The sequence below is a fragment of the Bradyrhizobium sp. CCBAU 53421 genome, from assembly GCF_015291625.1.
GTDB lineage: Bacteria > Pseudomonadota > Alphaproteobacteria > Rhizobiales > Xanthobacteraceae > Bradyrhizobium.
In genome coordinates this window covers 4,937,524-4,957,893 of sequence record NZ_CP030047.1, presented here as the reverse complement: position 1 = coordinate 4,957,893, position 20,370 = coordinate 4,937,524, and the positions used below count along the sequence as shown (strand labels likewise).

Annotated in this window: 13 protein-coding genes and 1 tRNA gene; 5 read left to right on the top strand and 9 right to left on the bottom strand. The window is 66.5% G+C overall.

The window, feature by feature from the left end:
- Nucleotides 1–2: 2 nt before the first annotated feature.
- From XH92_RS23705 to XH92_RS23695, 3 genes are read left to right on the top strand one after another with little or no spacing between them, the layout of a single operon-like run.
- Nucleotides 3–1,469: a type II and III secretion system protein family protein gene (locus XH92_RS23705; RefSeq protein WP_194454260.1), complete on the top strand. Its 1,467-nt coding sequence runs from the start codon at nucleotides 3–5 to the stop codon at nucleotides 1,467–1,469.
- Between the two features lie 24 nt (nucleotides 1,470–1,493).
- On the top strand, nucleotides 1,494–2,237 hold the full coding sequence (locus tag XH92_RS23700; RefSeq protein WP_194454259.1) for a CpaD family pilus assembly protein: 744 nt from the start codon (nucleotides 1,494–1,496) through the stop codon (nucleotides 2,235–2,237).
- The gene (locus XH92_RS23695) at nucleotides 2,234–3,502 is read left to right on the top strand and encodes an AAA family ATPase (protein ID WP_194454258.1); all 1,269 of its coding nucleotides are present in this window, start codon (nucleotides 2,234–2,236) and stop codon (nucleotides 3,500–3,502) included. The genes XH92_RS23700 and XH92_RS23695 overlap by 4 nt, the downstream gene beginning before the upstream one ends.
- Before the next feature lie 15 nt (nucleotides 3,503–3,517).
- Here XH92_RS23695 and XH92_RS23690 read toward each other — a convergent pair whose 3' ends face one another.
- The gene (locus tag XH92_RS23690) at nucleotides 3,518–4,342 is read right to left on the bottom strand and encodes a tetratricopeptide repeat protein (protein WP_246787586.1); all 825 of its coding nucleotides are present in this window, start codon (nucleotides 4,340–4,342) and stop codon (nucleotides 3,518–3,520) included.
- Nucleotides 4,343–4,480: 138 nt separating this feature from the next.
- A complete protein-coding gene (locus XH92_RS23685) occupies nucleotides 4,481–4,726 on the bottom strand; it encodes a PilZ domain-containing protein (protein ID WP_021079298.1) in 246 nt (81 codons plus the stop codon).
- Nucleotides 4,727–5,058: 332 nt separating this feature from the next.
- Between XH92_RS23685 and XH92_RS23680 the strand changes: the two genes are divergently transcribed.
- The gene (locus XH92_RS23680) at nucleotides 5,059–6,741 is read left to right on the top strand and encodes a Na/Pi cotransporter family protein (RefSeq protein ID WP_194454256.1); all 1,683 of its coding nucleotides are present in this window, start codon (nucleotides 5,059–5,061) and stop codon (nucleotides 6,739–6,741) included.
- Nucleotides 6,742–6,760: 19 nt separating this feature from the next.
- Here the strand turns inward: XH92_RS23680 and XH92_RS23675 are convergent, their stop codons facing one another.
- The 7 genes from XH92_RS23675 to XH92_RS23645 all read right to left on the bottom strand — a co-directional run bounded on the left by XH92_RS23675 (nucleotide 6,761) and on the right by XH92_RS23645 (nucleotide 19,951).
- Nucleotides 6,761–8,566 carry a M23 family metallopeptidase gene (locus XH92_RS23675; protein WP_194454255.1) on the bottom strand — a complete coding sequence of 602 codons (1,806 nt, stop codon included), beginning with the start codon at nucleotides 8,564–8,566 and terminating at the stop codon, nucleotides 6,761–6,763.
- A 201-nt stretch (nucleotides 8,567–8,767) separates the two neighbouring features.
- A complete protein-coding gene (locus XH92_RS23670; RefSeq protein ID WP_194454254.1) occupies nucleotides 8,768–9,106 on the bottom strand; it encodes a lipid-A-disaccharide synthase N-terminal domain-containing protein in 339 nt (112 codons plus the stop codon).
- Nucleotides 9,106–9,885 (bottom strand): glycosyltransferase family 2 protein, encoded by a 780-nt coding sequence (locus tag XH92_RS23665; RefSeq protein WP_194454253.1) that lies wholly within the window; start codon nucleotides 9,883–9,885, stop codon nucleotides 9,106–9,108. Before XH92_RS23665 ends, XH92_RS23670 begins: the two co-directional genes overlap by 1 nt.
- A gap of 69 nt (nucleotides 9,886–9,954) precedes the next feature.
- A complete protein-coding gene (locus tag XH92_RS23660; RefSeq protein WP_194454252.1) occupies nucleotides 9,955–10,800 on the bottom strand; it encodes a phosphatase PAP2 family protein in 846 nt (281 codons plus the stop codon).
- Between the two features lies 1 nt (nucleotide 10,801).
- Nucleotides 10,802–12,466 (bottom strand): glycosyltransferase family 39 protein, encoded by a 1,665-nt coding sequence (locus XH92_RS23655; RefSeq protein WP_194454251.1) that lies wholly within the window; start codon nucleotides 12,464–12,466, stop codon nucleotides 10,802–10,804.
- A gap of 163 nt (nucleotides 12,467–12,629) precedes the next feature.
- Nucleotides 12,630–14,744, bottom strand: coding sequence for a penicillin-binding protein 1C (pbpC, locus tag XH92_RS23650; RefSeq protein ID WP_194454250.1), 2,115 nt, complete (start codon nucleotides 14,742–14,744; stop codon nucleotides 12,630–12,632).
- Nucleotides 14,741–19,951, bottom strand: coding sequence for an alpha-2-macroglobulin (locus XH92_RS23645; protein ID WP_194454249.1), 5,211 nt, complete (start codon nucleotides 19,949–19,951; stop codon nucleotides 14,741–14,743). The genes pbpC and XH92_RS23645 overlap by 4 nt, the downstream gene beginning before the upstream one ends.
- Nucleotides 19,952–20,239: 288 nt before the next feature.
- Between XH92_RS23645 and XH92_RS23640 the strand changes: the two genes are divergently transcribed.
- Nucleotides 20,240–20,316: transfer RNA gene (locus tag XH92_RS23640), tRNA-Arg, on the top strand.
- Nucleotides 20,317–20,370 lie beyond the last annotated feature (54 nt).

The following is a 20,370-nucleotide window of genomic DNA, read 5'->3' as shown; positions in this document are numbered from 1 at the left end:
ATATGACAATTGCTGCAAAACAACTGGCGAGGCGGACCACGCTGGTCCGCTCGCTGTCATTCTCGGCGGTCACCGCCCTGATGCTGATCCCTGCCCTCGCCAGCGCGACGGATCCCGACAAGAATGCGGACGTCGCGGTAACGAGCAGCATCGCCGCCAAGACGCGTTTCGTCTCGCTCGGCGTCGGCAAGTCGGTGGTGGTCGACCTGCCCCGCGAGGCCAAGGACGTCCTGGTCGCCGACCCCAAGATCGCCAACGCCGTGATCCGCTCGGCGCAGCGCGCCTATATCATCGGCGCGGCGGTCGGCCAGACCAACGTGGTGTTCTTCGACGCCGAGGGCAACCAGGTCGCGTCCTACGACATCGCGATCAAGCGCGATCTCAACGGCATGCGTGCCGCGCTGAAGCAGATGCTGCCGGGCGTCCAGATCGAGGGCGTCGGCGAGAGCGTGGTGCTGACCGGCACGGTGGCAAGCCCGGTCGAGGCCCAGCAGGCCGGCGATATCGCCGCCAAGCTGGTCGGCAGTCCCGACAAGGTCGTCAACTCCATCGTGGTGCGCGGCCGCGACCAGGTGATGCTGAAGGTCACCGTCGCCGAAGTGCGGCGGGACGTCGTCAAGCAGCTCGGCGTCGATCTCACCGCCAACATGAATTACGGGACCGCAGCCGTTGTCTTCAACAACGCCAACGCCTTCACCGCCAACAACGGACCGCTCGCCAACAACGTGCTGACCGGCGCGGCCCTGAACAAGCTCGGCGTGCCGACCGTCACCGCGACGCTGCGCGCGATGGAAAGCGCGGGCGTGGTGAAGACGCTGGCCGAGCCCAACCTCACCGCGATCTCCGGCGAGTCCGCGACCTTCGTATCGGGCGGCGAGTTTCCGATCCCGACCGGCGTCACCTGTCAGACCTCGTCGACGGGCACGATCGGCAATTGCGTCCAGACCGTCAGCTTCAAGAAGTTCGGCATCTCGCTCAACTTCACCCCGGTGGTGCTGTCCGAGGGGCGCATCAGCCTGAAGGTGATGACCGAGGTTTCCGAAGTCTCGATGGACAACGCGCTGACCGGCGGCCAGGGCGGCACCACCATTCCCTCGATCAAGACCCGCCGCGCCGACACCACACTGGAGGTGCCCTCCGGCGGCTCGATCGCGATGGCTGGATTGATCCAGGAGCAGACCAAGCAGGCCATCAACGGCATGCCTGGCGTCGATCAGATCCCGGTTCTCGGACAGCTGTTCAGGAGCCAGGACTTCGTCAACAACGAGACCGAGCTCATGGTCATCGTGACGCCCTATGTGGTGCGCGCGGTTGCGCAAAAGGAATTGTCGCGTCCTGATGACGGGTTCGCCCCGGCCTCCGACGCGCAGTCGGCGCTGCTGGCGCGCGTCAATCGCATCTACGGCGTTGCCGCCCGTGCCGAGCCGATCGGCGCCACGCCGGTCAATTTCGGCTTCATCATCGACTGAGGCGCTGAGGGGTTGGGGGATGCTATGATGAAACGCAACACACGAGCCGGTCATGCGAGGATGCTGTCGCTGTGCGGCGCCCTCGTCACGTCAGCGATTGCGCTCGGCGGCTGCAATCTGACCGGCGATAACGTCGTCACCGGCACGGTGCCCGACGACTATCGGCTACGGCATCCGATCGCCGTCACCGAGGGCGAGCAGTCGATCGTGGTGTTCGTGGGCCACGCCCGCGGCAACCTCACGGAAACGCAGCGCGACGACGTCATGGGGCTGGCCCGCAGCTGGCGCCGCGAAGGCACCGGCGCGATCGCGATAGACGTGCCGGCCGACACCTCGAATGCGCGCTCAGCGCAGGCGGTGTATCAGGAGATCCGCGGCGTGCTGGCCTCGATGGGCGTGCCCGGCCACGCCATCAACAAGCGTTCCTATCGCGCCGATGATCCGCGCGCGCTGCCGACCATTCGCCTCAGCTATCCGAAGATGGCGGCGGTCGCCGGGCCGTGCGGCGTGTGGCCGAGCGATCTTGGTCCCTCGATCTACAACCCGAGCTACAACGAGAACAAGCAGTACGACAATTTCGGCTGCTCCACGCAGCACAACCTTGCCGCGATGGTCGCCAATCCGTCCGACCTGGTACAGCCGCGGACCGAAACCGCGTCCTATACGCCGCGCCGGTCGATCGCGTTCCAGAAGTACGGCAAGGGTGAGACGACCGCGACCACCTACCCTGAAGCCGATCGAGCCAAGCTGAGCGACGCCGGGAAATGACCCAACAACAAGACGATCCGCAGCACGCCAACGACCACATCGCGCCGGCGCCACGGATTTCCGTGCAGGCGTTCTGCGCCAGCGTCGCGACTGCCGCAACGGCGCGCGCCGCGGCCGACGACCGCCGGCTCGCCAAGGCTCACCTCTCCGTCCATATGGGCGGCATCGCCGCCGCCATCGACGCCTATCACAAGGCGCCGACGCCCAACGTCATCATGCTGGAGAGCGAGCCGGACATTGATTTGCTCGCCGGTCTCGACGAACTCGCCACGGTCTGCGATCCCGGCACCCGCGTCGTCGTGCTCGGCTCGTCCGGCGAGACTGCGCCGTATCGCGAATTGGTCCGGCGCGGCGTCAACGACTACGTCATCGGGCCGGTCAAGGTGCTCGATGTCGTGCGCTCGATCTGCGGCCTGTTCTCGTCCTCGGAAGCGGTCTCGGTCGGCCGCCTGATCGCGGTCGCGGGCGCCAAGGGCGGTGTCGGCGCCTCGACCGTTGCCCACAATGTCGCCTGGACCATCGCGCGCGACCTCGGGCTGGATTCGGTCGTGGTCGATCTCGACCTCGCCTTCGGCACCGCCGGGCTCGACTACAACCAGGATCCGGTGCAGGGCATCGCCAACGCCGTGTTCTCGCCCGAGCGCCCGGACAGCGCCTTCATGGAACGCCTGCTGGCGAAATGCGGCGATCACCTGAGCCTGCTGGCGGCACCGGCCACGCTCGATCAGGTCTACGATTTCGGCGCCGAAGCCTTCGACGCCATCTTCGATACGATGCGCATGACCATGTCCTGCATCGTGCTCGACGTTCCGCATCAATGGACCGCATGGACCAAGCGCGTGCTGGTCGGCGCCGACGATATCCTGATCGTCGCCGAGCCCGACCTCGCCAACATGCGCAACACCAAGAACATGATGAACCTGTTGAAGGCCGCGCGTCCGAACGACCGCCCGCCGCTCTACTGCCTGAACCAGGTCGGCATGTCGAAGCGTCCCGAGATCGAGGTCAAGGACTTCGCCAAAACGATCGAGAGCCAGCCGATCGCGACCATCCCGTTCGATTGCAGGCTGTTCGGTGAAGCCGCCAACAACGGCCAGATGATCGCGGAAGTCTCCGCACGTCACCGCACTACCAAGACCTTCCTGCAGATCGCGCAACGCCTGACCGGCCGCCCCGATCTCGCCGAGACGCGCGAGTCGTTCCTGTCGCCGCTGCTCAGGAAGCTGCAGTCGCGGCGGAACGACGGACGCCGCGCTATCGGCTAGCAGCCCTTATTTGATCTAGTCGCGGCGGCTGGCCGCGACCGGGATCTTGTCGGTATCGCTGCGGCTCGCGTCCCTGCGCGCCAACAGCCGCTTCAGCGCCGCGACATTGGCTGAACCCTGGTCCGGCGACAGATCGGCCTTCATGATGGTTTCAGCCTCGGCCTGGCGGCCCTGCAGGCCGACCACGACGGCGAGATTGGTGCGCACCCGCATGTCGTCGGGTGCACGCTCGCGGGCCCGGCGCAGCGTCTCCTCGGCCTTCGGCAGGTCTTTCGACAGCAGATAGGACAGGCCGAGATTGGACAGCACCGACGGATCGTCGGGCACGATCTTCAGGGCGCTCGCGTAATACTGGCGCGCCTCGTCGTGGCGATCGAGCTGATCGAGCACGGCGCCCTGCGCCGACAGGATGCGCCAGTCCGGGTCCTCGGGAGTGTGGGCGCGCCCGAGCACGTCGAATGCCTGCTGGAAATTGCCGTTGTCGGCGAGCGCCCGCCCGTAGCCGGCGAGCAGCGCCTTGTTGCTGGGCTGCGCCAGCACCGCCTGCTCCATGACGGCAACCGCCTGCGCCCGCTGGCCGGTGGCCCGCAGCGCCCGGGCGTATTTCAGCGCGGCGTCGGTGTCCTTGGGGTTGGCGCGGACGCGCTCGTGGTAGGTCGCGATGTCGCGCCGCGGATCGGCGGGGGCCGGCGTGGCCTCCGCCGTGTCGCCAATCGACCCAGTGATGTCGGACGGACCTGCAGTCTGACAGGCGGACAGCCCGATCAGCAGGATCACGGCAGATACCGAGCCGGCGAGACGGTGCATGCGGCCTGGAGGTCGGGGTAGTTTCTCAGACATCAACGAGACTCGGAACAGCGAAGGTTCCGGGATGCTCACAGCTTAACCCTAAGTTCCGGTTAAGGATGCCATCATCTCGCCGTCATCCGGCCCAGAAGCGGTGCCGGATGACGCGCGCACGGCCAGCGTGTGGCCGGATCAGTCGACGAACTGGGCGCCGAACTCGTGCCCGATCCGCCAGGCCAGGCGGCACTGGCGCGGACTGCCGCTCGACAGGATAATGGTGAACTCCGGCGGAATCTCCAGATATTCAGCGATCACCTTGACGCCGCCGGCCGAGATATCGGTGATCATGCAGTCGCGCGGCAACGACCCTGTGCCCAGCTGAATTTTGGCGACGCTCCGGCACTCACGGCGTTCGCTCTTGCGGCGATTGACAAACATCCTGATCCCCAAGCCCTTTTCTGGATAGCTTCTCGGCTGGACAGCTCTCTCGTTCGTACCGTCATAACGGGGAAAGATTGGAAACTGCCTAGCGGAACCAATCGCAATTGAATGGTCACGTTGGAGATTCATTTACCGGGCGCGTCTCGTCACCGTTGAACCATGATGCCGGCCCCAGGTTGCCACTGACCCCGGTGCCTCTATTGGCGGCCTCTTTCATTACCGGCCCTCGCCGCCGGTCGGTTCCAACGGGAACAAAAAGGGGTTGATCCAAGGTCATTTGTCGATAGCGTGAACCCTTCGACTCGAATTTGCCGGGATATCCAGGAAGTATGGGAAGTCTTGTTCTGCTTGATCTGATGGGGGGCGTCGCGCTCCTGCTGTGGGGCCTGCACATGGTCCACAGCGGAATTCTGCGGGCCTTCGGACCCGATTTGCGGCTGTTGCTGGCGAGGGCGCTGAACAACCGCTTCACCGCCCTTGGCGCCGGCCTCGGCCTGACCGCCCTGCTCCAGAGCTCGACCGCGACCGCCCTGATCACCAGTTCCTTCGCCGCCGAGGAGATCGTCAGCCTGGTGCCGGCGCTTGCGATCATGCTCGGCGCCAATATCGGCACCACGCTGATCGTGCAGGTGCTGTCGTTCAACGTCGCAGCCGTGGCGCCGGTGCTGTTCATCACCGGCCTCGTCGCATTCCGCAGCGGGCCGCGCTCACGGATCAAGGATCTCGGCCGCGTCTCGATCGGCCTCGGCCTGATGCTGCTCGCGCTGCATATCCTGCTCGACACGATGGCGCCGGCCGAGAATGCCCCGGGCGTGCGCGTGTTCCTGAACGCGATCACCGGCGATCCCGTGCTCTGCATCCTGATCGGCGCCGTCGTGACCTGGCTGGTCCATTCCAGCGTCGCCAGCGTGCTGCTGGTGATGTCGCTGGCCTATTCGCAGTTCATCTCGCCCTATGCCGCGTTCGCGCTCGTGCTCGGCGCCAATCTCGGCAGCGCCATCAATCCATTGCTGGAAGGCGCGCGGCGCGACAATCCGGCGAGCTACCGGCTGCCGGTCGGCAACCTCGTCAACAGGGTCGTCGGCATCCTGCTGGTGCTGCCGTTCCTGCGCCCGATCACCGAGCATATTTTTGCCTGGCAGCCCGATCTCGCCAAGGCGACCGCCCTGTTCCACATCGCCTTCAACGTCGCGACGGCGCTGCTGTTCATCGGCGTGCTCGACCACATGGCGCGCCTGCTCGAGCGGCTGTTGCCCAAGCGGGCGCAGGAGACCGATCCGTCACGGCCGCGCTATCTCGACGAGAGCGCGCTGGAGACGCCGTCGCTCGCGCTGGCCGATGCCGCCCGCGAAGTGCTGCATATGGGCGACCACACCGAGGCGATGCTGCGCAAGGTGATGGCGGCGATGATGACCAACGATCGCGCGCTGGTCGACCAGGTGTCGAAGATGGACAACACCGTCGACCGGCTGAACGAGGCGATCAAGCTTTACGTCACGAAGCTCACCCGCGGCAGCCTCGACGAGCGCGAGGGTCAGCGCGCCATGGAGATCGTCGCATTCGCGATCAATCTCGAGCATATCGGCGACATCGTCGACAAGAATCTGAGCGAGCTCGCGACCAAGAAGATCAAGCATCGCCTGCAATTCTCGGCCGAAGGCGCCGAGGAATTGTCGGCGTTCCACAAGCGCACCATCGACTCGCTGCGGATCGCGTTCGGCGTGTTCATGTCGGGCGACGCCAATGAGGCGCGCAAGCTGCTCACCGAGAAGGCCGCGCTGCGCGCAGCCGAGCTTGCCGCCGTCGAGCGGCATCTCGTGCGCCTGCGCGAAGGCCGGCCCGAGACCATCGAGACCACCTCGCTGCATCTCGACGTGCTGCGCGACCTTCGCCGCATCCATTCGCACATCTGCTCGGTCGCCTATCCCGTGCTCGATGCCACAGGCGAGACCGCCGCCGATCGCGAGAATGCAGTTGATACGGCCGAACTTCCGGCGCACGGGCGGCCTTGATCAAAGGTGCCCTTCCAGGCTACGTCGGCGGCCGATGTTCGGTGCCGACGTTTCGCCGTGGAGGCGCCGAGGCAGCCGCGAGCTGGTCGATGCTGTCGCGCTGGCGATCGAACGCTGCAAGGAGATCGCCTTGCAGCAGCCGGCCGCCTGACAATTTCATCCGCAGCGGATCGACGTTGCGGCCGTTGATCCGCACCTCATAATAGAGATGCGGTCCGGTCGAGAGCCCGGTCGATCCGACATAGGCAATCGTCTCGCCCTGACGAACCCGGTCTCCGATCTTGAGCCCCGGTGGGACGCTCGCGATGTGGGCATAGGTGGTCTCGTAGCCGCGATCGTGCAACACGCGGATATATTTCCCGTAGCCGCGCTCATACCCTTCGGTCTCGACGACGCCGGCGCCCGCGGCCGCGATCGGCGAGCCATAGGGTGCCGCAAAATCGACGCCCTCATGGAAGCGGCGGTCGCCGAGGATCGGATGGATGCGCCAGCCAAAGCCGTCGCCGAGGCGCCCGCTGACCACCGGCTTGCGCAGCAGGAATTTGGTGATGGACTGACCATCCTCATCGTAGAAATCGGAGCTGCCGTCGTCCGGCGCCGTGAAGCGATAGTAGCGGCGTGCCTGCCCGCCGGCCGCCAGATCGATGAAGACCAGCTCCGGCTGGCCGATGTCGTTGGGAGCATAGATGATGTTGGCGACGTCGGCGTCGCCGAGCGGCTCGTCGAGGTCGAAATCGCGGCCGCAAAGCCGCATCAACTCGGCAACGATCCCCTCGTCGACGTGATTGGAGCGTGCAAGCGCGCCAAGGCCGTCACGCAGCGTCTCGCCGGGGACGGCGTGGGTATCGATCGACTGGCGCAACAATTTGCCGTTCGACGCCGCGACATCTGGCTGTTCCGGCACGATCGCCTGATACCGTCCGCTATCGGTGCGACCGACCGCGGACACTCTGGAGCCCGGCCGCTCGATCGACACTTTCGCGACATGGCCGCGGAGCGAACCGGTGTCTCCGTCCTGTTCGATGATCGTGATCTTCTCGCCACCAGCCAGCATCTCGTGACCGCCAGGCGACGGGAAAGCGGCAAGGATCGCCGGAGCGTCCTCCGCAGCCGCGGCCAACGCCCGCAGAATGGCGGATAGCGTGTCACCGGCCCGCGCGATGATCACATGTCGATGGTGACCGGATGAGGAAGGCGACTTCGGAAGGTTGGTGACGTTGACAGCCTCGCCGATTGGCGCAGGCGGCTGCGGCGCATCTTCACTGGCAGCATAGGCGCTGGTGCCGACCGGCAGCCCGCGCCGCGATGGACCTGCCCGTATGATCGCTGGCAGCTCCGGCAGCAGTTGCGAATTCGCGCGCTGCTCGTCCTTGCCGTCTGCCGGTGCTTCGCGACGATGGTCCTGCTGTGGTTCGGGATCGATCTCCGCGAGCCGCGCCGAGACGCGGGTAAACCGGCGGACCGAGCCCGCATCGCTGAGCTGCTCGATCTTGAGCGCCGCGGGACTGCCTTGGGTGCCTTGCCTCCGATCGAGACGATCGCCGCGCCGCGCCTCGTCGACCACCTGCCCCGTGGCGGGCGGAAGTGAAACGACCGGCGATGCCGCGAATCGCGTGCGATAGCCAAATGTGCCGCGAAGCGCGCCACCCAGCAGCGCGACGGCCGCAGCCCCGATCAGAACCGTCCCCGCCATCCAGCGGATACTGACAGCGCGCCGGTCCGGCGGGCCGCGCTCGCCGGCCAGCGGCGGCGCGTCAAGCAGCGGGACATCGTGGACGCTCGATGGATGACCACCCGCTCTGGTCGGTTCGCCACGGCCGGTCATCAACGTCCCTCATCCCATGGCGCATGATCTCGGGATTCGGCCACGCCCACGACGAAGCGTAGATGCCATGCGCCTTGGGGCGATTGTTTGACCGTCGTTCAGCTTCGGTCACAATTGATGCCGAGCGGACCTGATGCTGGAATCAGTCGAGACTGCCGGGGAAGCCCAGCATACCGCTCGTCGCACTAACGATGACGCGGATCAGTTCTCGAGCGTCTTCGACGCCCTGCCGCGATTCTTCACGATCAGCATGATGTTGCGGATGTAGATCAGCGTCGCGAGGCCCTGCCCGATGATGATGACGGGCTCGCGCTTGGCGAGACCGTAGACCAGCGTCATCAGGCCGCCGCCCATCGAGAAGAACCAGAACGCCATTGGCACCACGCTCTGCCCGGCGCGTTCGCTGGAAATCCACTGCACCAGGAAGCGCGCGGTGAAGAACAATTGCGCGATCAGGCCGAACGCCAGCCAGAAGTCGAATTTGGCGATGAACACGTCGTAGAGATAGGCGCTCAGCGCCTGGCCGTATTGAATCAACATCACTTCACCTCGGTGACATTTGGCACTTCGGCGACATCGGCCACTTCAGTGACCACCGGCGTCGGCTTCTTGCGGCGGATCAGCCACCACACGCCCGCGAGATCCATGATCCCGATCCAGAGCCGGTCGAAGAATCCATAGTTCGACGCGCCGGAATGGCGCGGGCGGTCCACGACATCGACATAGGCGATCGCCAGCCCCTCGCGGCGGACCAGCGCCGGAAGAAAACGATGCAGCCCGTCGAAATAGGGCATCGCCAGAAACACCTCGCGCGGAAACGCCTTCAGGCCGCAGCCGGTGTCGCGGGTGCCGTCGCGCAGGATGATGCCGCGCACGGCGTTGGCGATTCGCGATTGCAGCTTCTTGAAGCCGGTGTCCTTGCGTCCGACGCGCTGGCCGGCAGCGAGGCCGACCCGGCCGTTGCCGCTCTCGATCGCCGCGATCAGGTTTGGCAGGAACGCCGGATTGTTCTGGCCGTCACCGTCGAGCGTCGCCACGATCGCCCCGCGTGCGGCGCGCACGCCGCTGCGCACGGCGGCCGACTGGCCCGACGAGACCGCGTGGCGGAGCTGCCGGAGGTTGGGCCGATGCGCCATGATCGCGCTCAGCCGTTCGCCGGTTGAGTCCGTCGAGCCGTCATTGACGTAGACGATCTCGTAGGCCCAGCGTCCGTCGAGCGCGGCCGCGATCTCGGCGATCAGCGGCGCGATATTATCCGCCTCGTTGCGCACGGGCACGACGATGGAAACGGCGACCGGCGTCTGGTCGGAAACAGGCAATTCGGCACTCGTGGTTGATGTGGGGTTCGCGGCTGGAACCCGCCCGATCCGGCCGCCGGGCGACCGCTTTTATGGGGCGAAAGCGCTCCCCGCAACCCTTTTGAGACGTCCTTCCGAGGGGCCGGGAAGGGCCACGACCGTGCCGTCGCGATCAATGGCGAAACCAAGGCGGCGGGCGGCGAACCAGTAGCGCACGGCCATTGCGCCGATCACGCCGACCAGCGCGCCGGCCACCACGTCGCTCGGATGATGGGCGAGCAGCACAAGCCGCGTCGCGACGATGATCAGCGCATAGACCAGCATCGCGCCCCGTGCGCGTGGCCACACCGCCGCTACGGCGAAAGCCAATGCAAACGCGGTGATCGAATGTCCCGACGGAAAGCTCGAATAGGCCTCGGTGCCGGCGAAGTGCTGGAAGTTGAACGCATTGGCCTTGCCGCCGACGAACGGCCGCCCGCGGCCGACGATCCACTTGATCAGTTCGCCCACCGCCACCGACAGCGCGACCGACAGGAACAGGTACTGCAGCCTCGTCCCAAAGCCGAGCAAGGTCGCGCGCGGCACGCTGCGCAGCGCAGGTGCCGCCAACGCGACCGCAATCAGCAGCAGGCCAAGCGCGCACAGCACATACTCGTCCTTGCCGAAATCGGTGAGGATCTTCACCCACCAGAGACCAGGCGTGCCGCGTGGCGGCATCAGGCTGATCTCGGCGACATCGACCGCATACATCAGCGTGATGATCACGGCGCCAACGACGACGACGAGCAGGAGTACGTGGCGCGCGGAGCGGCGCGCCGCCTCGGCCCGGCGCGAATGCGACGGCGACCGCGCGAGCTGGGCAAACGACAGCCAGACCAGCGTCAGCAATCGTCCGAAATAGTTGGCGGATTCCGCGGGGACAGGCGGCGCCGGCATGTCACTCCGTCCCCTCGGAACGGAAGATCGCGATCGAGACCGCCTTGCCCTGCGAGATGTTGTAGCCCTCGACGCGCACCGGCGCGTTGTAGCGCAGGCCAATCGCCTCGGCGCGCTGCACGAAGGCGCGCTCCGAGCGCTGCTCGACCAGTGCGAAACGGCAGGAGCCCTGCCCGAGGAAATCCGCGGCACCCGATCCGTCGGTGAGCAGCGTCGACGTATCGGTCATGAATACCAGGCTCGGCTCGTGGAAGCCGGCGGCCGCCGCTTTCGGGCCGACACAGGTCACGTTGCGCAGCGCGCGCGCGACCTCCTGGCTCGGAAACACGGTGGTGAGCCGCGGCAGCACCACGCCATAGGTCGCGCCCGCCATCAGCGCCGCGGCGATCACCGCATTGAGCAGCGAGCGCTCGGCACGGCTGTCCTCGAACATCCACCACGCGATCAGGCCGAATATCATTGCGCCGGCGAACAGCGGCCAGGCCGGAAACACCGGCTGATGGATCGCCTTGATGGCGCCGACGATCACCAGCACCGCACCGAACGCGGGGATCGCGAACCACCACGCGGCGCCGCGCAGCAGCCAGGGGGAGCGCGACAGCACGCGCCGCTCCAGCGCGCCGACGGTCAGGATCGCGATCGCCGGATAGAGCGGCAGCACGTAGTGCGGCAGCTTGGTCAGCACCGCCTCAAACACGATCCAGGACGGGATCAGCCAGGCCAGCAGGAACTGGGCGCCGGGCTCGCGTCGCGCGCGCCAGACCGCCGGTGCCGCCAGGCCTGCGAGCGGTGCACTAGGCCAGAACGTGACCCAGAACAGCAGCAGATAGATTCCGGGCGGCGCGCCGTGGGATTCCTGCGCACCAAGCTTGCTCAGCATGTCGCCGCCGACCGAGTCGGCAAAGAAGGTTTCGCCGGCGCGCAGGAAGATCAGCACGAACCACGGTAGCACCAGCACCAGGGTCCACATCAGGCCCCAGACCGGGCGCATGCGCCAGAACCAGGCCGCCGATCGATCGAGTATCGCAAGCCCGGCCATGGCAAGGCCGACGAACATCAGGATCAGCGGACCCTTGAGCAGGATGCCGACCGCCAGCGCCGTCCAGAAGATCGCAGGCGGGGCCCATGATGGATGCGCCGGATCCTCGCCGCGCTGCCAGGACAGGTACACGCGCGCCATCGCGCCCATCGCCGCGGTGACCGTCAGCAGCAGCATGGCGTCGGTCTTGGCGAGCCGTGCCTCGACCCCAAGCAGCACGCAGCTTGCCATCATCAAGGCGGCCAGCGCCGCCCCCTGTCGCGTCACGAAGGCAAGCGCCGTCCAATAGGTCAGCAAAACGGCGCCGATGGCGCCGATCAGGGACGGCAGGCGGTAGACCCAGATGCGGACCTGGGCGCGCGGCACCCCGAGCGCGGAGATCGTCTTCAGCGCCGCCGCCTGCATCCAGTAGATGCCGACCGGTTTCTTGTAGCGGACGTCGTCCTGGAAGCGGATGTCGACGAAATCGCCGCTCTCGACCATCTGCTTGGTCGCCTGGGCGAAGCGCACCTCGTCGCGGTCAACCGGCGGGATGGTGAAGAAGCCCGGCAGGAACAGGACAAGACAAGCCAGCGTCAGGAACAGGATCGAACGCCATTGGCTGGCCGTTGCGAACTCGAACGCCATGAACAGCCTGCGGCTCGAATGCGCAGGTTTTACAGACTGTTGCCCTGCTCCAAAGCGCCGGGGTTGGAGGCCATCCACCATGGGTTTCGCATACGATGAAACCGCAGCGCAAACAACCGTGCTGTTCCGCTTTCCAACCCTGCCGCTCCGCTTTCCCGCGCGATCATTGCACGCGGATCACAACGGTATCCGCTGCCCCCGTGGCGTCGATCACGGTGAGCCGCGCGAAGCCCGGCCCGGGCGGGTCGATCAGGCGCTGGCGCCGGCTGTCGATGTCCCCGGCTGAAACACCGTTCACGAGTACCGTCAGCGGCAACACGCCGCCGGCGACCTTGACCGGCATCGCCGCCAGACGGCCGCCCTCGGACTGATCGACGTCGATGCGTGAGCCGTTCAGCGGAAACTGGATGTGTGGCGCCTGGTCGTTGCCGCTGCGGACCAGTTCACCGAGCGGCCGGAACCGGCGCAGCGGCGGCGGCAGTTTCGCATTGGAGGCGACCAGCACGCCCCGCGGCGGCTTCGGCAACGCCGCCGGGATTTTCCCGGTGCGCGCAAAGGCATCGAACAGGATCGGCGCCGCCGCCGTGCGGCCGACCAGGCCCGGCACCGGCGCGCCGTCCGGACGGCCGACCCAGACGCCGATGGTGATGCGACCGTCGAAGCCGACCGACCAGGCATCGCGATAGCCGTAGCTGGTGCCGGTCTTGAACGCGATCCGGTTGTGCACGCCGTTCTCCGGCGGCGGCGTGCCGAGCAGGACATTGCCGACCTGCCAGGCCGCCGCCTGATCCATCAGCCGCATCGTGTCGCGGCTGTCATTGTCCTGCATGATCTCACGCAGCGGCTTGGTCGCACCGAGCCGCGCCAGGCCCGAATAGAGCTGGGCGAGATCCTGCAGCGTGACGCCGACGCCGCCGAGCCCCATCGCAAGTCCCGGTGCCTCGTCCTTCGGCAGCACGAGATTGGTGCCGGCCTGCTTCAGCCGCGACGACAGCCGGCTGGCGCCGACCCGGTCGAGCAGCGCGATCGCCGGCACGTTCAGCGACAATTGCAGCGCCTTGCGGATCGGCACCGTGCCCTGGAACGTCATGTCGAAATTTTCCGGCGCATAGGTACCGAACCGGATCGGCCGATCCTCGATCAGACTGTCGGGATGGACAAAGCCGTCCTCGAAGGCGAGGCCATAGATGAATGGCTTCAAGGTCGAGCCCGGCGAGCGCACCGCGCGGGTCATGTCGACCTGCCCGGCCCGCCGCTCGTCGAAATAATCCGCGGAGCCAACGCGCGCGAGCACGTCGCCGGTCTCATTGTCGACCACGACGATCGCAACCGAGACGTCAGGCCCCTGCGCGATGGCGCGATCGCGCGCCAGCGCCTCCAGGTTCCGTTGCAGCGTCGCGTCCAGCGTCAGCTTGATGACGGGGGTATCCTTCACCGTCGCGATCGCCTGATCGGAGGAATGCGGCGCCAGGATCGGGATCTGCTTGCGCAGCTTCGGCACCGCCGCAGCCCTTGCCTGCGCGGCATCGTCCTTCGACACCACGCCGTCCTCGACCATGCGGTCGAGCACGCGGTCACGCGCGGCATGGGCGGCTTCCGGATAACGATCGAGCCGCCGCCGCTCCGGCGATTGCGGCAACGCCACCAGCAGTGCAGCCTCGGCGAGCGAGAGCCGCTTCGGCTCCTTGCCGAAATAGGCGATCGAGGCGGCGCGGACGCCCTCGAGATTGCCGCCGAACGGCGCCAGCGCGAGATAGAGATCGAGGATCTGGTCCTTCGAGAGCTGCCGCTCCAATTCGACCGCGCGCACCATCTGGCGCAGCTTGGCGTAGACCGAGCGCTGGTGCCGCGGCTCGATCAGCCGCGCCAGCTGCATCGTGATCGTCGAGCCGCCCGAGACGATATGGCCGCTTGTGAGCAGCTGGAAGCCCGCGCGCGACAGCGCCAGCGGATCGATACCGTGATGCTCGTAGAAGCGCTTGTCCTCATAGGCGAACAACAGCTTCAGATAGGTGGGATCGACCGATGCCCTGGCGTCAACCGGAAGCCGCCAGCGTCCATCCGCCATCGCATAGGCGCGCAACAGCTTGCCGTTGCGGTCGACCACCGTGGTCGAGACCTGCTGCGCCCCGGCGAGCGGCAGCGGCCCGAGCGACACGACCCAGGCGGCGAAGGCGCCGGCTGCAACCAGCGTCGCGACGGCACAGATCGCCAGGATTGGCCTGATCCGTCGCCAGCGCGACCCGCGTAACGGTGCTGTCCTCAACATTCCACTCATTTCGCCGGCTTCACCTCGACAGCACCGGTGCCGCTGCGGCCGTAGCGCGAGGGGTTGTACATGTCCTCTACATAGGCCTGCGGCAGCACGTATTTGCCCGGCGACACCGCGCGCACGACATAGGCGACCGTGAACACCGACTTGTCGTTGGCGCCGCGGTCGATCGCCGCGGTGAAGCGGTCGTCGCGGAACTCGGTGTTCTTCGGTTCGACGCCATCCTCGATCCAATCGAGCGTGCCGGAATCACCTGACGACACCAGGTTCGGATTGTCGATCTCAAGCCCGGCCGGCAGATAGTCGGCGACCATGATGTGACCGAACTCCGGCTTGGCTTCCGTCACCTTCAGGACAACCGCGAAGCGGTCGTTCTGTTTCGCCTTGGTGACGTCGGCCGGCTTGCCGTCGAGCGTGAAATAGCTGCGCTCGATCTTGAAGCCGTTGGAGGCCGCGGGCTCCGGGGTCACCGGCGAGCCCGACACCGAGATCACCGCCTGCACCGGTGCATCGCCGGTGTTGGTGATCTTGAGCGGCTGGCCCGTCATCTCCTCGGCCTTGTAGCTGCGATAGACCGCGGTCTTGACCGGCTGGCCGTTGATGTCGAGCGCCAGCGTCTCCTTGGCGAGCGCGCGCGCCGCCAGCACCATCCACGCATTCTCCTGCGTCGAGGTGTAGGACGAAAGGCCCCGCGCCGCTTCGACGCGGAGCACGGCTTGCGTCAGCGTGGTGCGCGGTGCGTTGCCCTCGCCGGCAAGCGAGACCAGCGCCGCCGCATCGCGCAGCGCCGAGCCGTAATCGACCCGGCCGAACTCGATCACCGGTTTCGGGTTCAGCGCATCGAGCGCGGCACCGTAGACCCGCTCCGCCCTCGCCTTGTCGCCGACCAGCGCCAGCGCGGCGGCAAGCTGCGCCTTGGAGATCGGCGTCGCCAGATTGTTCAACTTGGTGTCGGCGAGATAGCGCAGATCGCCGATCGGAGCTGCGCCGTTGCGCGCGAGCACATAGAGGCCGTAGGCCAGATCGCGGCCGCCGTCCTTCTCGGGCTCGTTGGCATTGACCACCGAGTTCCTGACGCGGTCGAGCGCGTTCTTGAACAGCACGTCCGGCACCGCAAAGCCCTTTTCGCGGGCGCGGGTCAGGAAATCGGTGACGTAGGCGTCAAGCCAGGCGTCATCGCCGCCCGCCGACCACAGCCCGAACGAACCGTTGGAGCCTTGTCGCGCCAGCAAACGCTCGATCGCGTCACGGATGCGCTGGTCGACCGCGGTGTCCATCGCCAGATGGGCGCCGGCGGCGAGATCGTTGACGTAGAGCAGCGGCAGCGCGCGGCTCGTGATCTGCTCGGAGCAGCCATAGGGATAGCGATCGAGCGCCTTCAGGATGCTCGCCGCATCGAGCGCGGTCGACAGGCTCGCGGAGACCGAGACGCTGCCGGTACCCGGCACCAGATCGGAGAACATGTCCGAGGTCAGCGTCAGGCTCTCGCCCTTCGCCAGCGTGCGGATCGAGCGGCGCGCCAGCACTTGCGTGGCCGGCTTGACGTCGAGCGCATAGTGCCGCGCCAGCGTCAGCCCGTTCGGCCCTGATATGTCGACGTCGAACTCGGCGCGACCTGCGCCGCCGGCCTCGAGGCCGAGCGACAGCGAACTGCGTTGCTTGGCGGCGAGCTTCACCGTTGTCGTCGGATTGCCCGAGGCCTTGATCGGGCCGCTCGCCTTGACGCTGACTTTGTAGTCGCCAGCGGCGCCTTCGACATTGTCGATATCCATGCTGATGGTGCCCTTGTCACCGGTCAGCAGGAAGCGCGGCAAGGTGGCGGTCACCACCACGGGATCGCGCACCGTCACGTCAACATTGGCGCGGCCGAGCTTGGTGGCGCTCCACGCCACCGCCATCACCCGCGCGGTGCCGGCGAATTCGGGGATGTCGAAGCTGACTTCCGCCGTGCCGTCGGGACCGACCGTGACGATGCCGGAATAAAGCGCCAGCGGCTTCTGTGTCGGCGGCGAGCCCTGCAGCTCGGCACCGGCGGCATCGCCGCCGCTGCGGATCTGGCCACGCGTGCCCTGCATGCCGTCGATCAGTTGGCCGTAGAGGTCGCGGATCTCGGCGGTCAGACGGCGCTGGCCGAGATAGTAGTCGTCCGGCGCCGGCGGCTTGTAGTTGGTCAGATTGAGAATGCCGACATCGACCGCGGCCAGCACCACCTTGGCGTCCTCGCCGGGATTGAGCCCGCCGAGTTTGACCGGAATCTTCAGCGTGGTGCCGGGCCGCACCAATGCGGGCGGCGACAGCTCGACGGCGAGCGTGCGGGTCTTCTTGTCGATGCCGAACCATTTCAGCCCGATCGCGCGGCCCGGCATACGCCCGGCGGCGGCATCGAGCGGGCGGCGCAGCGTCGTCATGACATAGGCGCCGGTGCCCCAGTCCTTGCCGACCGGGAGCTTGACCTGCTGGGTGCCCTCCTTGACGTCGACGCTTTGGGTCGTCAGCAGGCGGTCGCCGAGCACATAGACCGTGAGCTTGCCCGCGGTGCGCGCATTGACCGACACCGTCATGGTGTCACCCGAGGAATATTCCGGCTTGTCGATCGAGGTTTCCAACAGATCGGGTGTGTCGGCGCTGCCGTCGGAATACCAGCCGACATCGAACTGCACCGAGGTCACCGGGCCGTCGGCGTCGGTCGATTTCACGTCGAGCCGGTAGCGGCCGGGTTGCGGCTGGAGGCTCAACCGCATCGGCTTGTCGGCGGCGAGGTTGACGTCGCCGTCGGCAACGCGGCGGGTCGATTTGACCGGCTCATACTGCCAGGACGAATTCTGCCGGTACCATTGGTAACGCGACTCCAGCTTCAACAGCTCGTAGCGCAGCGCGCTCCGCGGCAGCTGCTTGCCGTCGGGTGCGACGAACACGACGTCGAACTCGGCCTTATCGCCCTCGGCCACGCTCTTGTCGCCGAACAGCGGCTTGATGCCGATCAGCGAGGCGGCCGGAGCCACCGGCAGCACGATCTTGCGCTCGACCGAGCGGCCGCCGCTCTCCGCCATACGGATGAAGATCTGCGCCTCCTGCGGCCGGGTCGAGGCCGGGACCTTGTCGAGCTTCACCGGGAAGGTCGCCGCGCCGTTGGCATCGGCCTCCGGCAGGTCCTCGATCGGGGTGCGCTCGTTGCTCGCGGTCTGCTCGTCGTCGACGCCGAACTGGTAGCCGGCATAGCCGGGCCGGCCGTTCGCAGCGGGGGCGACCAGCATGTCGCCTTCGAGCTGCAGGCCCGAGGCCGGCGCGCCATAGAGGAAGTGGCCGGAGACCTGAAGTTCCACTGGAACTTCAGCTTTGATCACCTTCTCCTTGCTAGTCAGGTCGAATTCGATTCGTTCGGGGATGTAATCCTCGACCATGAAGGTGGTCTCGCCGACCGACGAGCCCTTTGGATCGGTGAAGACTCGCGCCCGCCAGGTGCCGGTCGGCACCGCGGAGTTCAGCGCCACCGCCAGCGTCCGGCCGCCGGCGCCCTGGTCGGGCAGCACGGTGCGGCGGAATTCGACGCCGTCGGGCCGCTCGATCACCATGGTCAGCGGCGTTCCGGTCAGGGCGTTGCCCTGTCCGTCACGCAACAACGCCGTCAGATAGACGGTCTCGTTGGAGCGGTAGACGCCGCGCTCGGCATAGACGAAGGCGTCCGCGCCGGCCGGGATCGTACGGCCCGCGACGCCACGGTCGGTGAGGTCGAAGGCATTGGTCTTCAGGCTCAGAAAGGCATAGTCGGCCTTCTCGCCCGTCACCGTCAGCAGCGCCGGCGACAGCCCGCCCTCGCCGCGCGCCAGCCCCTGCTCAAACAGCACATGGCCCGCCGCATCGGTCTTGCGGGTAGCCAGGATCTCGTTGTTGCGCGCGACCAGCTTCACTTCGGCATTGGCGACCGCTTCGGTCGAGGCCAGCGAGTTGACGAAGACGTGGATACCGTCGTTACCGGAGAACGCCGACAGGCCCATGTCGGACACGATGAACCATTGCGTCGCCAGCGTGCCATCATCGTCGCCGCTGCCCGGCCCCTTGGCCGCGGCGGTCATGACGTAGACGCCCGGTTGCAGATCGCCGAGCGCCTGGTCGACCGGAAATGCCGTCACGACGTCCTGGTTCAGCGTGGTGGCGGTGGTGAGCTCGCCGGACCACACCTTGACGCCGCGCTGGCCGCCGAGATCGGAGAGCTGGTAGCGGCTCAACGTGCTCTGGAAGTCAGAATCGATCACGGTGTTGATCAGATTGCGATCGCCGATCCGGAACACGTCGACCGTGACCGCCGGCGTGTTGACGCTGACCACCGGGATACCGCGTTGCCCGGTCCGCGGCAGCACATAGGCGCGCCCGGTGAACCGCACGAACGGCTTGCGGTCACGGACATAGATGTTGAACTCGGCCGATTTCGGCAGGGTCTCCTTGACGGTCGAAGGCAGGCCGGCACGCAAATTGATGTTGTAGCGCTCGCCGTGCTTCAGCCCGTCGACGCAGAGCTGCTGGCCTTCCGCCGACAAAGCCGGCTTGTCGGTGCCGGCCAGTGCGAGATACGGCGCGAAGTCGACGCGCTTGGCGAGCTCCTCGGAGAACTGGAAACAGGCGCGCGGCGAGGCCGCGTCGGAATCGACGGTATAATCGAGCAGCCGGAAGCCGTGCTCGTCGCGCATCTTCTCGTACTGGCCCCGCACATCGGCGACCTCGCGCAGGTCGAGCGACAGCCGCAGCGAATCCAGCGCCGGCCGCCACAGCTTGCGCTCGGCGAACGCCCTGCCGAGCACGGCCAGCGCGTCGGCCTCCTCGCCGGCATTGCCGGCGCGCTGATAGGCGATGTAGGCGGCGGTGGAGGCGCGCTCCATCAGGAAGGTCTGCTCGCTGGAGCTTGCCGAGCGGATCTGGAACACGGTCTTGGCAAGCCGCAGCCAGTTGGCGCCGTCCTCGGGCGCGGTTGCCGCGATCTGGCCGAGGATCGTGAGCCCGCCGCGGAAATCATTGCGCTTGAATGCCGCGTCCGCATCGGTGCGCAAGGTCGCCGCCGACTTGTTGACGGCGCCCGCCTCGCTTTTGATCTGCGCCTCCAGCTTGATCGCGGAATCGGCGAGATCGTCGCGCCTGAAGGCCTTGTCGGCAGCCTGGGCGCTCACCAGACCGAGCGCCAGCGTGGCGCAAATTGCGGCCGCACGAACCAATCCGATCATGATGGAGCTCCTGAACGCCCCGCGGTCGATCGCCGCGTTGGGGCTAAAAAATGCGCGAAAGGTGACGGAGTGAAGGCGCTGACATGAACGGACGAAAACGTCGCAGATCGCATTGCCGACATTCCTTCGACCAGCCCCGACGGCAGCATAATGCCGGCTCGGCGGGCTGGTCAGGCCAACGCAGGACGGGACCCCTGCTCGCCTTTGTCGTCCGACCACAAAAATCGGTTCGGACGGACTTGGCGGAAAGGCGGATTTTTCATATTGCGGGTGCTACAAGGCGGCCACGGTCCCGTAGCTCAACTGGATAGAGTAGCGGATTTCTACTCCGCGGGTTGCAGGTTCGAATCCTGCCGGGATCGCCAGCTTTTCCCCTCGCAAATCAAAACCTTGGACGCGTTGTGGCTTCGTTCTTGAAG

Coding starts and splice junctions, on each gene's coding strand:
- XH92_RS23705 (WP_194454260.1), top strand. CDS start 3: ATGACAATTGCTGCAAAACAACTGGCGAGGCGGACCACGCTGGTCCGC.
- XH92_RS23700 (WP_194454259.1), top strand. CDS start 1,494: ATGATGAAACGCAACACACGAGCCGGTCATGCGAGGATGCTGTCGCTG.
- XH92_RS23695 (WP_194454258.1), top strand. CDS start 2,234: ATGACCCAACAACAAGACGATCCGCAGCACGCCAACGACCACATCGCG.
- XH92_RS23690 (WP_246787586.1), bottom strand. CDS start 4,342: ATGTCTGAGAAACTACCCCGACCTCCAGGCCGCATGCACCGTCTCGCC.
- XH92_RS23685 (WP_021079298.1), bottom strand. CDS start 4,726: ATGTTTGTCAATCGCCGCAAGAGCGAACGCCGTGAGTGCCGGAGCGTC.
- XH92_RS23680 (WP_194454256.1), top strand. CDS start 5,059: ATGGGAAGTCTTGTTCTGCTTGATCTGATGGGGGGCGTCGCGCTCCTG.
- XH92_RS23675 (WP_194454255.1), bottom strand. CDS start 8,566: ATGACCGGCCGTGGCGAACCGACCAGAGCGGGTGGTCATCCATCGAGC.
- XH92_RS23670 (WP_194454254.1), bottom strand. CDS start 9,106: ATGTTGATTCAATACGGCCAGGCGCTGAGCGCCTATCTCTACGACGTG.
- XH92_RS23660 (WP_194454252.1), bottom strand. CDS start 10,800: ATGCCGGCGCCGCCTGTCCCCGCGGAATCCGCCAACTATTTCGGACGA.
- XH92_RS23655 (WP_194454251.1), bottom strand. CDS start 12,466: ATGGCGTTCGAGTTCGCAACGGCCAGCCAATGGCGTTCGATCCTGTTC.
- pbpC (WP_194454250.1), bottom strand. CDS start 14,744: ATGAGTGGAATGTTGAGGACAGCACCGTTACGCGGGTCGCGCTGGCGA.
- XH92_RS23645 (WP_194454249.1), bottom strand. CDS start 19,951: ATGATCGGATTGGTTCGTGCGGCCGCAATTTGCGCCACGCTGGCGCTC.